This window comes from Nostoc sp. DSM 114160 (assembly GCF_053470305.1).
Genome location: NZ_JBPFGO010000002.1, coordinates 1 through 14,362 on the forward strand (window position 1 = coordinate 1; position 14,362 = coordinate 14,362).

The 14,362-nt window shown below is 40.3% G+C and carries 14 protein-coding genes; 6 read left to right on the forward strand and 8 right to left on the reverse strand.

Translation table 11 applies throughout. The features are described from left to right. Positions 1 to 748, reverse strand: a 748-nt coding sequence (locus tag NSTCB13_RS16960) for a glycosyltransferase (RefSeq protein ID WP_448273251.1), incomplete at its 3' end; no start/stop codon positions are given. A gap of 1,016 nt (positions 749 to 1,764) precedes the next feature. On the opposite strand from NSTCB13_RS16960, the gene NSTCB13_RS16965 reads away from it, so the two are divergent. Both NSTCB13_RS16965 and NSTCB13_RS16970 read left to right on the forward strand, forming a co-directional pair. Further along, the gene (locus tag NSTCB13_RS16965; RefSeq protein WP_448273252.1) at positions 1,765 to 2,757 is read left to right on the forward strand and encodes a DUF1517 domain-containing protein; all 993 of its coding nucleotides are present in this window, start codon (positions 1,765 to 1,767) and stop codon (positions 2,755 to 2,757) included. A gap of 303 nt (positions 2,758 to 3,060) precedes the next feature. Beyond that, positions 3,061 to 3,441 (forward strand): calcium-binding protein, encoded by a 381-nt coding sequence (locus NSTCB13_RS16970; RefSeq protein ID WP_445631584.1) that lies wholly within the window; start codon positions 3,061 to 3,063, stop codon positions 3,439 to 3,441. A gap of 131 nt (positions 3,442 to 3,572) precedes the next feature. On the opposite strand, the gene NSTCB13_RS16975 is transcribed toward NSTCB13_RS16970, so the two are convergent. Then, positions 3,573 to 4,856: a diguanylate cyclase domain-containing protein gene (locus tag NSTCB13_RS16975; protein WP_448267140.1), complete on the reverse strand. Its 1,284-nt coding sequence runs from the start codon at positions 4,854 to 4,856 to the stop codon at positions 3,573 to 3,575. A 976-nt stretch (positions 4,857 to 5,832) separates the two neighbouring features. Next, on the reverse strand, positions 5,833 to 6,201 hold the full coding sequence (gene folB, locus NSTCB13_RS16980; RefSeq protein ID WP_335006609.1) for a dihydroneopterin aldolase: 369 nt from the start codon (positions 6,199 to 6,201) through the stop codon (positions 5,833 to 5,835). A gap of 167 nt (positions 6,202 to 6,368) precedes the next feature. Here folB and menD point away from each other — a divergent pair, with 167 nt between their 5' ends. Then, complete coding sequence (gene menD, locus NSTCB13_RS16985; protein ID WP_448273253.1) at positions 6,369 to 8,129, forward strand: 2-succinyl-5-enolpyruvyl-6-hydroxy-3-cyclohexene-1-carboxylic-acid synthase; 1,761 nt, start codon at positions 6,369 to 6,371, stop codon at positions 8,127 to 8,129. Positions 8,130 to 8,181: 52 nt separating this feature from the next. Here the strand turns inward: menD and NSTCB13_RS16990 are convergent, their stop codons facing one another. Together NSTCB13_RS16990 and NSTCB13_RS16995 are read right to left on the reverse strand one after the other, a co-directional pair. Continuing rightward, complete coding sequence (locus tag NSTCB13_RS16990; RefSeq protein ID WP_448273254.1) at positions 8,182 to 8,580, reverse strand: DUF6173 family protein; 399 nt, start codon at positions 8,578 to 8,580, stop codon at positions 8,182 to 8,184. Between the two features lie 99 nt (positions 8,581 to 8,679). Beyond that, positions 8,680 to 8,937, reverse strand: coding sequence for a hypothetical protein (locus NSTCB13_RS16995; protein WP_448273256.1), 258 nt, complete (start codon positions 8,935 to 8,937; stop codon positions 8,680 to 8,682). 98 nt (positions 8,938 to 9,035) lie between these two features. On the opposite strand from NSTCB13_RS16995, the gene NSTCB13_RS17000 reads away from it, so the two are divergent. Then, positions 9,036 to 9,350, forward strand: coding sequence for a hypothetical protein (locus tag NSTCB13_RS17000; RefSeq protein WP_448273258.1), 315 nt, complete (start codon positions 9,036 to 9,038; stop codon positions 9,348 to 9,350). Here the strand turns inward: NSTCB13_RS17000 and NSTCB13_RS17005 are convergent. Continuing rightward, on the reverse strand, positions 9,301 to 10,125 hold the full coding sequence (locus NSTCB13_RS17005; RefSeq protein WP_448273259.1) for a DUF2887 domain-containing protein: 825 nt from the start codon (positions 10,123 to 10,125) through the stop codon (positions 9,301 to 9,303). The two genes, NSTCB13_RS17000 and NSTCB13_RS17005, sit on opposite strands and share 50 nt — an antisense overlap. A gap of 186 nt (positions 10,126 to 10,311) precedes the next feature. On the opposite strand from NSTCB13_RS17005, the gene menB reads away from it, so the two are divergent. Beyond that, a complete protein-coding gene (menB, locus tag NSTCB13_RS17010; RefSeq protein ID WP_448273260.1) occupies positions 10,312 to 11,145 on the forward strand; it encodes a 1,4-dihydroxy-2-naphthoyl-CoA synthase in 834 nt (277 codons plus the stop codon). 127 nt (positions 11,146 to 11,272) lie between these two features. Here menB and NSTCB13_RS17015 read toward each other — a convergent pair whose 3' ends face one another. Both NSTCB13_RS17015 and NSTCB13_RS17020 read right to left on the reverse strand, forming a co-directional pair. Beyond that, positions 11,273 to 11,584 (reverse strand): hypothetical protein, encoded by a 312-nt coding sequence (locus tag NSTCB13_RS17015; protein ID WP_335234149.1) that lies wholly within the window; start codon positions 11,582 to 11,584, stop codon positions 11,273 to 11,275. 427 nt (positions 11,585 to 12,011) lie between these two features. Continuing rightward, on the reverse strand, positions 12,012 to 12,566 hold the full coding sequence (locus NSTCB13_RS17020) for a DUF721 domain-containing protein (protein WP_445631560.1): 555 nt from the start codon (positions 12,564 to 12,566) through the stop codon (positions 12,012 to 12,014). Positions 12,567 to 12,823: 257 nt separating this feature from the next. Between NSTCB13_RS17020 and NSTCB13_RS17025 the strand changes: the two genes are divergently transcribed. Further along, entirely contained in the window at positions 12,824 to 14,179 is a 1,356-nt protein-coding gene (locus NSTCB13_RS17025) for a hypothetical protein (RefSeq protein WP_448273261.1), read from the forward strand. Positions 14,180 to 14,362 lie beyond the last annotated feature (183 nt).

Below are 14,362 nucleotides of genomic sequence, written 5' to 3' on the forward strand. Positions count from 1 at the left end.
TATCAATTACTCGGTCGAAACCTTTATGTTTTACTAACCTGCCGATGGAGAGAATCACTATTGCTGTTTCGGGAATGTTGTACGTCTGACGCACGCGAACCCGTAAATCATCAAGGCTACTGGGGGGGGGACTGGCTACATTATTACCAAATTTTTCTGGTCTGATTACGGGGTTAATGACGTGGGTAGGAGTATCTAATCGGAAAGCAGTTCTTAGGTAATCTCTTGTATAAGAACTGTTACAAACAATGCCTTCAGCTCTATGAAGTGTTAATTTAAATAGCGATCGCAGCACGGGATTGTGTAAAGTGCAAAGAAGATCGTTGCCGTGCAGATAGATAAAAAAGCGAATAGGTAACAAATAGCTCAATAGCAACAGTGAAGGGAAATCATAACCGTGGCCCCACTCTATGTAACGATAGTGATAGCGAAAATAGAGTTTAATTGCTAGGACAAATGAGCAAACGATATTGACCAAAGGTTTTAGGATATTTCCCACATAGCCACTACGCCAATATTTAGGATAATACCAGCGATACACAGGAAACTGTTGACTCTTATCAAATACTCGATCTCCTGAGCAACTAGCTGCCAGTACAATTATTCGTTCTGGATCTTGCAGACAACGATTGTAGATATATTCCCCAATTACAGCTTCTTTCGGTAGAAAGATCCGGGATATGACTAGGATATCTGGGTATGCAGCTTTGTCTCTGATTTCGGCTGTTAGTTGAGAAATATGTTCCATAATCAAGTTGATGACTATATTTCAAATAGTTTTTAATATTTACAATTAGAATTACTTTCAAAGCCATCATTATTATTTTATTTCTTTTAAAACGAATTTGGTAGACAAATTTGAAGCCTATTTCAGAAGATTAGCCAGAAAGATTGTTTTTTATTGTGTTAATTTTATTTTTGTTGCACATTTCTCATTCTTTGAGAGTTTCTGTGCATAATGAACAAAAAATCAAAGCTAATACTTGTAGCGAAAATGCTCAGTAAACATCTGCGGCGAAAATTCCGAAATTTAGCTACGTTTAATAAAATATCCTAAACACTTAAACTCCTGTGCCAAAATGCCAAAATTTTTCTAACTACTTAGTCGCAACATGATGTCTATTGTGAAAAATTATAAGGATTACAGACACTTCCTAGCTTTCTACGCACACGTAAATTAGAAGCCTCCAAATGTATTAATGAGTGCTGTTGGTGCTAGCTAGGCGTTTTGTCCGTGCTAAATATTGAATCATAAAATAAGTTCAGAAGTAGTACTTATTCAGTGAAGGATTAAAAAATTAGTCAAAATAATCACTAAAAATTAAAATCATCTGTATAATTCAAAACTGTAGTCTGAAACTAGTCTGAGGCATAGCAAACCATTGCCCGTAGGCGTAGCCCGCACAACTCTTGGAGACGCTCTTGCTAGCTTGCTTCTTTGTTCGCGTAGCGTTCCGCAGGAAAGGAGTACGACAAGCTACTTCGGCTGCGCTCAGTACAAGTCAGTGACCATCGTAGACATCGCAATTTCTGGGAAAATAAACATGTCTTCAGGTACGGTTCCCCAGTCGAGAAATCCCCCCTGCGATCGCTACTTACCCAAGATAAGACGCGGTAAATTGAATATGTAGCCTCTAAAAGGTAATACTACGTGAATGCTACAAACTTGCTTGTTACGGGCTAGCGTTAGCAAGATCCTGGAACACTGCTCCCACCATCGGGAGAAATCATAAATAATAACTTCGTTTTTCAAGCGATTGTCTTATGCGTAAAAAACTACAACAAACCATCAAACCGCTGTTCAAAACCTTCCTAGCCCTAAGCCTGGTGTTAGCTTTGGCTCTTGGTCACGCTGACGGCGCATTAGCAGCCCGCAGTGGGGGTCGCATCGGTGGTGGCTCCTTTAGAGCGCCTTCTAGTCGCACCTATACACCGCGCACTTATGCACCTCCTGGCGGGGGCGGATACTATCCCGGTGGTTATGGTGGTGGCTTTGGTGGTGGCTTTGGCTTTCCCTTCCTACTTCCCTTCTGGGGTATTGGCGGAGGATTTGGTGGTCTATTTAGCATTTTAATTTTCTTTGCGATCGCTAATTTCTTATTGCAAACTTTCCGCCGTGTCTCTAGCGGTGAAACAGCAGAAGCAGATTACAGCAGTAACTCTCCTGTTTCTGTAACTCGTTTGCAAGTAGGTTTGTTAGCTCAAGCCCGTGAATTGCAAAATGAACTCAACCACATTGCTGAAACTGCTGATACTAACACCCCCGAAGGTAGAGCAGAAATTCTCCAAGAAGCCAGTCTAGCTTTACTCCGCCATCCGGAATACTTTGTATATGCAGGCGGTGGCACTCAACAAGCCAGTTTAAATTCAGCTGAAGGTCAGTTTAATCGGCTGTCACTGGCAGAACGCAGCAAGTTTAGCGAAGAAACTCTTTCTAATGTCAACAACCAGCTAAGAGCAGCCCTTGCCAAGGATGCTTTACCTCCGGCTGGCGAACTCGACAACCCGACCCGTCTATTTACCGAAGGCCCTGGTGAATACATTGTTGTCACCTTACTGGCGGCGACACTAGGTAAGTTTGAAATCCCCACAGCTATTAATAGTGCTGATGATTTGCGTCAAGCTTTACGGCAAATTGGTAGTATTCCTAGCGACAAGCTTCTAGCAATTGAAGTTCTTTGGACTCCGCAAGCTGAAAATGATACCCTCACATCTGATGATGTGTTAGCGAATTATCCTGATTTGAGACTTGTTTAATCTCTGAGAAATTTTGCATCTTAGTGCAACGAATAAGTTCCCCTTAAGAACAATAACTAGAAAACCGTTTGTCAATGACAAGCGGTTTTTTGTAGAGTTTAGATCGTTTCCAGATAATTAGTTATGATTCCCACAGCCATTTCACCCCACCCGGCCCCAAGAGTTTGCAAACAGGGGATTAAAGGGTGGGGTTTTGGGAGGTTAATAAGTAATTAAGCGGGGACATCATAGATATATTTAAGTATGATTTTAGAAACATTTTGGTAGTATTATCAAAATGAATTATACGCAAAGTGTTATCTTATGCCTAGTGTTGAAGCCGACGAAAACCGAGAGCATCGCATTAAAACGGAGATCGTTGTAGATGCCGAAGACAAAGAAGACCGAGCTATGGGTTGGTACTACTACCTCGAAGAGACTCTGAATTTTCCCTTTTTGGCTACATGGACTAAGAAGGGACGCAAATCAGGTGCTGTCGAGGAGAAACAAGTGGAAGTATTGGGAATGGCCCCAGATGACGAGTGCTTAAAAGATATGTTTGTCGAAGTGGCTTATATTAATGGTAAGGATGAAGATGTATATTCTGCGAAATTATCTGAAATAGCAGCCATTGATGTTGACAGTGAAACTCAAGAAGCGATCGCAGACTGGCTCTATTGGATTGCTAGAGGTTATAAGTTTTGAAGAAGAATGCAGAATTCAGAATGGGCTACTAACTCCTGAATTCTGTTTTTCGGTTTTTTCCATGACAGAATTATCGGGCTTCTCGATTCATACCATAACCTTAGTAGCGCCTAGAGTGGCATATTCTATTCTTAACTAAATATGGCATAAGTAGCTTTTCCCTGCCGTTTAGCTTGGTACATCGCAATATCAGCATCCCGCAGTAGAGTTGCAGGCTCCTCATAATTACTAAAATTCCAAGTAATACCAATGCTAGCGGTAGCAGATAATTGATATCCATTCAGGTTAACTGGCAATCTTAAGGAGTCTTGAATACGTTTGGCAACATTGGTAGCATCGGAAATGTCTTTAATATCCTCCAAAAGAATAGTAAACTCATCACCACCAAATCGTGCTACAGTATCGCCACTACGTAAGCATGACTCTAAACGTCTAGCGATCGCTACTAAAAAATCATCCCCTATTCCATGCCCAAAGCGATCGTTAATCTCTTTGAAACCATCTAAATCTAAAAATAAAACTGCAAAATAATAGTCGCTTCTGCGTTTGCTACGTTCAATAGTTTGTTTGAGCCGATCTAAAAATAAAACACGATTCGGTAATTCTGTTAGCCCATCATAAAATGCATTGCGGATCAGTTGCGCCTCTGTCTGCTTACGTTTAGTAATGTCTTGAAAAACTAAAACCGCGCCAGTAATATTGCCATCTCGATCGCGGATAGGTGCAACATTATCCCCAATCGCTACTTCTTTACCATCTTTGGTAATCAATGTACAGTTTTCTGGTAAATTTAAAATTTTACCTGCTTCGATTGCATAAGTGGCCAAATTTTCAATTTTTTCTCCTACATCTTTATTAACTAAGTTAACTACTTCTATTAAATCTTTCCCCAACGCTTCACTTTGCTTCCAACCAGTGATTAGTTCTGCTATGGGATTCATCATTTCAATACAACCATTTGCATAGGTAACAATCACTGCACAACCCATACTATTAATAATTGTCATCAACCTCTGTTTTTCTTCGTCTAATATTTTTTTTGTCTGATGTTTGTACAGTGTCATTTCAATCACAAAATGTAAATCACTTTCAAGAAATGGTTTGGCTATGTAACTAAAAGGCTCACTTAGTTGATTTTTATGTAATGTTTGATATTCCGAACACTCTGTTAGATATATTACAGGCACATGAAAGTGATTCTGGATAATATCCGCTACGTGGAGATTATCTATTTCTCCAGCTAGACAGATATCAATTAATACTAAATGTGGATGAGTTTCTGCTACCTTTTTTATTACCTCTTCACCATATTCAGTTATTTCTGATACTAAATAACCTAATTTTTGTAAACTTTTTCTAATATTTGAGGTTAGGTTTTTTTCATCCTCAACAACTAGGATTTTGCGGGCGAACATGTTACAATAACCTGTTTGCTAAGGTTCAGATTCTTGTTGTCAGTGTCAACTCAAGTCAAAAGTGCTTATCTTATCATAAACAATCTCTAACTATCCTGTATTCTTGCTTGATATTAATACTGACTAATGAGTAAATAGCATCATGTTATTAATCTCCGGAAATTTCTATGCTTATCAAAACTAATTTTGATTAATTTATGTAGCTAATATGATGCTACTAACATCAAATTAAAATTAGAATGCAATTATCAAGCACTCAAAAACTGATTTTAAAATGTATACAAGAATTTTTCTTGGGAAAGTATAAATACTAAGTATAATATCTATATACAAATTAATCAAGAAAATTTATCATAAAATCACGGGAGATTACTTTAATATTTTTAAAAAAATCTAGAGTGTTTTGGATGTCATATATTAATCTACATTCACTTAATTAGTAATAATTAATTTTCACCTATAATTAAAAAGTTTAATGCTGCTTTACCTGCAAATATATTTTATATCAGATGAGGTCTAGATTACGGTCTAAAGCTATCTGAAATATTTAATTAACAGTCAAATCGGATTAATTAGAAAGATTAATACAATAATCATAATTAAAAAATATCAGGATTATTGTAATAGCATGGTAAGCCTAAATATGTGCAAGATAAAATTAGTTAGGTTTCTCAAATATCAATAGCTGAGATATTTTTAATGCACTATTTTAGCCTTGCCACGCCACTAAGCGTATTTTAAAAATAAAATACTAGCTCTAGAGCTTCTGGTTAATACTTAATCACAATTCCTCTCCTCTGAAAATATGTAAGTTAAATGTTCATCAGCCGCTCGCGGGATTTTTTAGTTTTTTGGTAATCAATAGGTACTGGTGCCAATGGCAGGAAAGATTCTCATTGTGAGACACTTCCAAGCTCCACATAAACCTCCCGTTCTTTGCTATCTGATAGATATTGAAAAAAACATATTTTGTGAATTAAAGGTTGGACTTGATTTTAGTCAGTTCAATGCTAATTTTGCCACCAAAGTCTGGAATAGGTGCGGCAGGTTTGCTGAGAGTGACTTGGACTTTTGTTACACGATCGCACTCTTGGAGGATAGAATCTGCGATCGTTGTTACCAATTTCTCCACCAAAACAAATTTAGACGTTTTGATCAGATGTTGTGTCAAGCTAATGACGCTGCGATAATCTAAAGTGTCTTCGATCGCGTCAGTCTTGGCCGCTGTGGAGATATCCAACCATAACCTCACATCTACCTCAAACCATTGTCCTAGCACCTGTTCTTCTGGTAGATACCCAGTGTAGCCATAGCCGCGAATTCCCGTTAAATGAATGCAGTCCATAAAAGTTTGAGAGCAAATTGTGCATTGTGTAGAAAGTTCAGCAAGTTTGTTTGGAGATTTTCTTTCCCAGAAACTCGCGTGGCGGTGATGGAACTCAACACCGCATTGATGGATTTTAAATTGAATTTCCCTAGACAAAATCTAAAATTTAAGATTGTTTTATAGCTATGTTTGATTTAATGCCGATCGCTTATAGGAATGTTAATCAACTTTGGGCTTATATTTTAACAGAGACTTTAAAGCGGTTGGGATTGACTTGTGCCATCATTTGTCCTGGATCGCGCTCTACACCCTTAGCGATCGCTTTTGCTCAACAAGCACCTGAGATTGAAGCAATTTCCATTCTCGATGAACGTTCCGCCGCCTTTTTTGCTTTGGGACAAGCTAAAGCAACCGGACGGCCAGTGGTACTAGTTTGCACCTCTGGTACAGCAGGAGCAAATTTTTATTCAGCAGTCATTGAAGCCTCATATAGTCGCGTACCACTGTTGATATTAACTACCGATAGACCGCCAGAATTGCGAGATTGTCACTCTGGGCAAACTGTAGATCAATTGAGATTATATGGAAACTACCCAAATTGGCAAACAGAGTTAGCCTTACCCTGTGCCGATCTGGGAATGCTAGCTTATCTACGACAAACGGTAATTCATAGCTGGGAAAGGGCGCAAAATCCTACAAAGGGGCCAGTACATTTGAATATTCCCTTTCGCGATCCCTTAGCGCCTGTTCCTGATGGAACTGACTTGAGTTATTTGCGATCGCACTTGGAATCAGAAGACTTTTTCGCAGGAATAGCAAACAATACTCCATCCCCCATGCCCTATGCCCCATGCCCCATGCCCCAAGAATGGAAAGAATGCGATCGTGGCATTATTATCGCAGGTGTTGCTCAACCACAGCAACCAGAGGAATATTGTAGAGCGATCGCGCAACTTTCCCAAACTCTCAAATGGCCCGTGCTAGCTGAGGGACTCTCCCCAGTCAGAAATTATGCCGAACTCAACCCCTATTTAATTTCCACTTATGACCTGATTTTGCGAAATCAGCAACTAGCAAAGCAGTTAGCGCCCGAAATGGTGATTCAGGTGGGAGAAATGCCTACGAGTAAAGAACTGCGTAGCTGGATAGCTACAACCCAACCGCGACGCTGGGTAATTGATAAGAGCGATCAAAACCTCGACCCTTTGCACGGGAAGACGACACATTTACGGATATCTGTAGAAGACATAAAAGTAGAGGAGAGAAATGTATCTTTATCCTCAGACTATGCAAAGCAATGGTGTGATGCGGAAGCTAAGGTTAGGTTAGTTATTGACCAGACGATGGGGAAAATAGATGAAGTCATTGAGAGTAAAGCAGCTTGGTTAATTTCTCAGATTTTACCGCCAGGAACGCCTCTGTTTATTGCCAATAGTATGCCTGTGCGGGATGTGGAATATTTCTGGAAACCAAATAATTTTGGAGTGCGATCGCATTTTAACCGAGGTGCAAATGGCATCGATGGCACATTATCCACAGCTTTAGGAATTGCCCATCGCCAGCAAAGTAGTGTGGTGTTAACGGGAGATTTAGCTCTGTTACATGACACCAATGGTTTTTTAATCCGTAATAAGTTTGTCGGACATTTGACGATTGTATTAATCAATAACAATGGCGGTGGAATTTTTGAAATGTTACCCATTGCCAAATTTGACCCACCATTTGAAGAGTTTTTTGGCACTCCACAGGATATTGATTTTGCTCAATTGTGTGCTACTTATAATGTGCAGCATGAATTGATGACTTCTTGGCAGCAGTTGCAGCAAAGATTAAATTTACTTCCAACTAAGGGAATTCGGGTTTTGGAGTTGCAGACAAATCGTAAAGCTGATGCCAAGTGGCGACAGGATAATTTAAGGAAGTTTGCTACAGATATTGGCATTTAGAGATTGGTGATTCATAATACCAATTAACTTCAACATTCTTTCAGTAATCAAGCTATGGATTAACCTGAAAACCAAAAACTTTTTTTGGCTTGTTTGGTTCCTTACGTGGCAACTTCAGTAACAAAATACTTATTTGATTAACGTGCTGAATCAAACGGACAGGTTCATTTTGTTCTGTAAGTCCGTAGAAAATTATTAAAGAAGGATTATTGAAACCTATATCTAACAGATGAAACACGTAAGTTTGACCAAAGTTTCCTAAAACTACTCCAACTTCAAAATTATCATCAATAGTTCTATTAAATTCATTAATCCAATGAACTAATTGACTATAAAAGTTATCAGCAAAATTTGTTGATGCGATTAAGCTAATCAACTCTGCTGTGGTTGAGTCATTAATGTTTGGTAGCGGTACTTGAGGATTAAAGTTAGAGTCAAAATTATCGGTCATAGAAGGAATTATTTCAATTCATTATAACTAACCTGTTATTACTTGATCCCAAGAATATCAAACCATTAATAATCAACCTTCAAACGGCATAATCTGGATTTAATGATAAAGATAAACTAAATTAATGGCTTCTATATGCCCATCATCAAATTGGATATCAACATCATCTGTTTGAATTACCGAATTTGGAGAATCAGAACGTCTAAGAATTGTTCCAGTTCGACTAGATGAAGAAACTCTGCATCTATCACCAATATAAAAATCTCTACTTTGGTTGTCAGCAGAGGCAACTCCTTTTGTCAAAAGGGTTATTTCTTTGCCAGAATTATTAATTACTTTAAGAGTAATGAAACTCATAATTATTTGTTTACAAACAAAAATTAATTATAACCATACAACAAATACATCCTTTAAACAAGGCTTTTGAATACACTCTTGCCTTATTTGTAGGACTTTTGCATGAGATACCAATCTTAGTAATCTTTTCGACCTTGCAACCATCCTTCCAAGTTCGCGATCCCAATCTCAATTCCAACAACGCCAAAGCTAACGCTTCCAAAGTTCCTCAGCAATTTCACCAAATAGTCGTTTTAACAGTCGCAGGACAAGCGATCGCACTCTTTCTTCCACCGCTTCCTGATATACCCGCGTGTCTTCCAGCCTCAGATTTAGCTTTGAGAATTTTACCGGGTGCGATCGCCCTTCTGCTGTGCGTGAAACTTACCCGCTTACTTCACCTTGTAACCATCCTTCTAAGTCAGCAAGAGTAGAGAAATCCAACAAAGCATCACCTAAAGCTTCCAACTGTTCCACCGATAACCCTTGAATCTGGAACAGAAGCGCATCAGGAATTGTACCCACAAGTCGCTTTAACTGTCGTAAAACGACCTTTCTTTCTCCTTCTTCCTTCGCTTCCCGAATAGCCCGTGGTTCTTCCAAATTCAGTCCCAACATCGTTGCAATCTCCTCTCGACTAAGGTTAGAAAACTTGTAGACAATTATCGTCGTCACTAAATCAATTATCGCTTGCTCCGATTGTTGCTGTGCTTGCTCCAACAAAAACCGCGCACCTTCAACTGCTTCTGTTTCAGAAGTAACATTTGTCAGCAACATCAAACCCAATCCCAAAGGTTGTTGTCGCAAATCTCCCAACTCATCCAGATAAACCCGCCTGACTTGACCACTTTCCAGCAAAGCGCGGTGAATCGAAGGGGAAGAAGGTTCTAGGCTGCGAGAAGGAAAAATTATTACTCCAAACCAGTCATCGTAACGAATCGAGTGTCGGTAGAGAAACAAAAATAATTCGCTAAAGAAGCGGTGATATAAGTCTTGGTCTTTCTGAAACTGCACTTCTGCAAAAAAGACGGTTTTGGAAACTGCATCAGCTGGAGGTAAAAATACTCCATCAATCCGAAACGCCGTTTCTTTCACTTCAACTGATTCAAACTGGTAGTTTTCTGCTTCTGGAGGTGGTTCATCTACTAATTCAAACAACAAACCTGGAAATTGCTTAAATAATTTGTAGAAGATGGTGTCACGTCGCATTTTGATTCCTCCACACCCAGACAATTACGAGATTGTAAAGGTTTGAGATCCCAATTTTAGCGTAGGTGTAGACCACACTTCTCTACGAGACGCTGCGCGAACGGCAAAGCTCAGTGACCACCGCAGGTATCGCATGTCCCTACGTCCGCGATAAAATTCTCAAGCACCACAGCGCACTCCATACCAATGCAAATTAACTGGCAAACTGCCAAAACCTACGAAGATATTCTGTATCAAAAAACTGATGGCATTGCGAAAATTACCATCAACCGTCCCCATAAACGCAATGCCTTCCGTCCTGAAACAGTCTTTGAACTGTATGACGCTTTCTATAATGCTCGTGAAGATACTAGTATTGGTGTTGTCCTATTTACTGGATATGGACCACACACTGATGGTAAATATGCCTTCTGTTCTGGTGGCGATCAAAGCGTGCGGGGACATGCGGGTTATGTGGACGATACTGGCATCCCTCGCTTGAATGTGCTGGACTTACAACGGCTGATTCGTTCCATGCCGAAAGTGGTGATTGCTTTAGTAGCTGGATATGCGATCGGTGGTGGACACGTCCTACACTTAATTTGCGACCTTACCATCGCTGCCGATAATGCCATTTTCGGACAGACAGGCCCGAAAGTCGGCAGTTTTGACGGTGGTTTTGGAGCCAGCTATCTTGCCCGCATCGTGGGACAAAAAAAAGCTAGAGAAATTTGGTTTCTCTGCCGCCAATATGATGCACAGCAAGCTTTAGAAATGGGCTTAATTAATTGTGTCGTCCCAGTAGAACAACTAGAAGCGGAAGGGATTCAATGGGCGCAAGAGATTTTAGAAAAAAGTCCGATCGCAATTCGATGTCTTAAAGCTGCTTTTAACGCTGATTGTGACGGACAAGCTGGTTTACAAGAACTTGCTGGCAACGCCACCCTACTTTATTACATGACAGAAGAAGGAGCTGAGGGCAAACAAGCTTTTCTTGAAAAGCGTCCACCAGATTTTCGCTCTTTTCCTTGGCTACCTTAGAATTGCAAAAATCGCACCTTACTAAAGGGTGCGATTTTTGTATATATCAACTTTTACAGCACTAAAAATCTTAAAAACAAATCTTATTTTAAGCAGACTACAAACTCAGTCCAGTAATAATGGATGACTAAATAACCACTGCTTTAGTTTTTACCTGTTCAGATATGGAGGCAGCTATTTCTTCTAGAGGAGCAACAGCATTATCGAAATCTGAAGCTAAAGATTGACAAGATGTTAAAACTGGAGCTGCATCTGGTAAACCCCAAGCATCTTCTAAGGTTTCCCAAGAAGGTGCAAAAGGTGGAAGCGCCAAAGAGCAAGCTTTCCAAGTCGCTTGAACTGGTGCGCCCAACTGCTGGCACGTTCCACCACGGCGACCTTCTGGCTGGTAATGACGGCAATATCTACAGGCAGATGCTAAAACTTTAATGGGTTTCATTCGGATTCATCTTTAGTGTTGTTTCTGGCTGAATTTCATCTTTATATTCTGCTTCTATATATAAAGACGGAGAAAAGCCAAAAAGTCATTATTTTCTATAGGTTTCAGCGATCCCAAGTAAAAAATAAACTTCAGGATATTTTTATAATCTTGTTATATATTTAAATAATTCCTAAAGCAGTTATATATAGGTATCGTCTAAAACTTATTAGGGATCAAGACTAAAACTAAAGCTTTTGATTTATTCAGCCTTTTAAATTCCTCCTTAAGGATGGCTTAAGGCATAGAATTTCACATAAATAGTCTGCTTTGCATACCACATTTGGCATATTTCAGCGGCAAATTATACTTTTTCTCAAGAATCATAAAAATTTGATGTAATAGCAGCAAGTTATTTCAGGATAAACTTTGCTCAACAAATAATCGCTCAACTATTTTGCTTTGAAAACTGTTTAGCAGCACAGACAGAACAGACTTCCCAGCGCTGGAGTTCACCGGGAGGGGTGGGAGATTGGCACTGGGGACAAAAGGGTAAGCCATGCGATCGCGATCGCACAATCTTTGTCCAATATCCAAAAGCCGCATTTACATCCTTGGTAGGTATAGGATCGGGGCGGTTAATCTCATCACCAAGGTAACTGGGATGCTCATGAGGCGAAACCGTTTGTTGCTGTTTTCTTTCCACCAACGGATTCTGCCAGCCAGCAGTAGAGAAGCGAATATCAACCAAAGGCGTTGGCAGCTTTTTATTCAACTTTAAAAGTAGAGATGTGCGACCAAAAGTCAGGTTTTGCGCCCAAGCAGCACTAGAAGTTGCTACCGACAAAACATCACGCTGAATTAATAATGGTCGAGTATTTGCGGCAACTACTGGGCCAACAACTTCTGCCCAACACTTGAGCAGGCGTTGAAATGGTTGCTCCTGCCATTTCGATTGCTTTTCCAGAATCCTTAAAACATCATTAATTGATTTCAACGACATCGTTCAAAGTGGGGAGTGTGGGAGTGGAAAGCACGGGAGCAGGGGAGACAAGGGGACAAGGGGGACAAGGAGGACAAGGGGAAATTATTGAACAAGTCTCTCCCAAGTCTCCCCCCTCTTTTTTGTCTACCTTGTCTCTTCTCCATGCCCAATGCCCAATGCCCACTCTATCTATTTAAATAATTTCCGCTACTATTATCACAAAATATATCTATCTAAAAGTTGATTCCAGTAATCTACGTTTGAGGCAAAAAGCAATGACTCAAAACTCCCTGAACGACTCCAGCACTCATCAATCGTCTAAAACACCTGGATTGAAACCAGTACTAGCAGCAGCACTAGCAAGTTTAGAGGTGCCGCTAGATCAAGAGTTAGCTCGATACCGACGCACGCGAACTGGTTTGGTGTCATCTAAACAGTCCCGTGTTGCAAGTTACATCAGCGGACAACCCCAACCGTTAACTACCATTTCGACAATATTGGGCGCAACTCAGTCATCAGCAACGGAAATTAAAACCAACGTATCGCCTGTATCTGTACCCGTGAATCCTGAGATGAATCCAGCGCCAGCTACGGCAAAAATTGATGTTTCACCCGCATCTGTAGCTGTGAATCCTGAGATGAATCCAGCACCAACTACGGCAATTGAGGAACTGAATAATCTGAATGCGCCCTCTACCTCCAATGCAGCCAAAACACAAACTCAACTTCCACCGCCCCCACCCAACTTTAATAGCAGTATCGTGCCAGCAATCGTTAAAAATACTAAAAACGAAAATCACTTGCAGACAGATGATAGCCCCAAGCACCCAGATGACTATTTAGAGTCTAGTGAAGCACTGCTGCGAAGTTTGACAGAAGAACAACCAGAAACCAAGAATAAACCAAGCAATAGCGACAGTCTGCTATCACCTTTGGGTATTGGCTCCATGTTGCTGCTATTGGTGGCTAGTCTGATCTTGGGTTATGCAGTCTTCAATCCCAAAAGCTTGCCACAATGGAATTTAGGCAACTTATTTAACGGCAACTCCTCTCCCACACCAGGAAATACTGAGGAAGTTGGGAGTAATATCCAACCTCAAATTCAGCCACCAAGCACATCTATACCCAAATATCCCAATCTAGCTACTGAAGAGTTTCCTGAAGTAAGAGATCCCAATGATGTAGTTGGCTTAAAACCCAAAGTCCAACCAACCCCCGCAGTAGTGAATCCAGTTGTTCCCCAAAACCCCGCAAATCCTCAAGGGGCATTGTCTAACCCCAATACCGCCCAACCGACCAACCCGATCGCCTTAGCACCAGTACCGAGACTACAATCCTTGCCTCCCGTAAATTTACCTCCCACTTCACCGACAAAAACCTCGCCCAAGCCAATCGCAACGTCACCAAAGCCAGATACAGAAATCAAACCAGGAACAGATGGGTTTTATCATGTAGTGATAGATAATAAAGGAGCAGCTTTTGCCTCAGCACGGCAAATAATTCCTGATGCTTATTTATCGCTTAACAAAGAATTGATTTATCTGGGTGCTTTTAAAACTAAAGAGCAAGTAAAACAACAGATGAAACTGTTAGAAGCGAAGGGAATCAAGGCACGAGTTCAGCAGCCATGAATTGCAAAAATCTACGATACCATGAGATAACAGTCCTGAGTCAATTGAGTGCTGAGTAGGGAGTGCTGAGTGCTGAGTGGTAGCAGGTTTAGCCCATGCTGAGTGGTAGAGACAAAGAGACAAAATATTGTTTGTTTACGACCTCACAACAAAAAATATTATACTCAAAACTTTAATTAGGCA

Excerpts from the sequence above, each read along its gene's own strand:
- NSTCB13_RS16965 (WP_448273252.1), top strand. The coding sequence starts at position 1,765 with ATGCGTAAAAAACTACAACAAACCATCAAACCGCTGTTCAAAACCTTC.
- NSTCB13_RS16970 (WP_445631584.1), top strand. The coding sequence starts at position 3,061 with ATGCCTAGTGTTGAAGCCGACGAAAACCGAGAGCATCGCATTAAAACG.
- NSTCB13_RS16975 (WP_448267140.1), bottom strand. The coding sequence starts at position 4,856 with ATGTTCGCCCGCAAAATCCTAGTTGTTGAGGATGAAAAAAACCTAACC.
- folB (WP_335006609.1), bottom strand. The coding sequence starts at position 6,201 with ATGGACTGCATTCATTTAACGGGAATTCGCGGCTATGGCTACACTGGG.
- menD (WP_448273253.1), top strand. The coding sequence starts at position 6,369 with ATGTTTGATTTAATGCCGATCGCTTATAGGAATGTTAATCAACTTTGG.
- NSTCB13_RS16990 (WP_448273254.1), bottom strand. The coding sequence starts at position 8,580 with ATGACCGATAATTTTGACTCTAACTTTAATCCTCAAGTACCGCTACCA.
- NSTCB13_RS16995 (WP_448273256.1), bottom strand. The coding sequence starts at position 8,937 with ATGAGTTTCATTACTCTTAAAGTAATTAATAATTCTGGCAAAGAAATA.
- NSTCB13_RS17005 (WP_448273259.1), bottom strand. The coding sequence starts at position 10,125 with ATGCGACGTGACACCATCTTCTACAAATTATTTAAGCAATTTCCAGGT.
- menB (WP_448273260.1), top strand. The coding sequence starts at position 10,312 with ATGCAAATTAACTGGCAAACTGCCAAAACCTACGAAGATATTCTGTAT.
- NSTCB13_RS17015 (WP_335234149.1), bottom strand. The coding sequence starts at position 11,584 with ATGAAACCCATTAAAGTTTTAGCATCTGCCTGTAGATATTGCCGTCAT.
- NSTCB13_RS17020 (WP_445631560.1), bottom strand. The coding sequence starts at position 12,566 with ATGTCGTTGAAATCAATTAATGATGTTTTAAGGATTCTGGAAAAGCAA.
- NSTCB13_RS17025 (WP_448273261.1), top strand. The coding sequence starts at position 12,824 with ATGACTCAAAACTCCCTGAACGACTCCAGCACTCATCAATCGTCTAAA.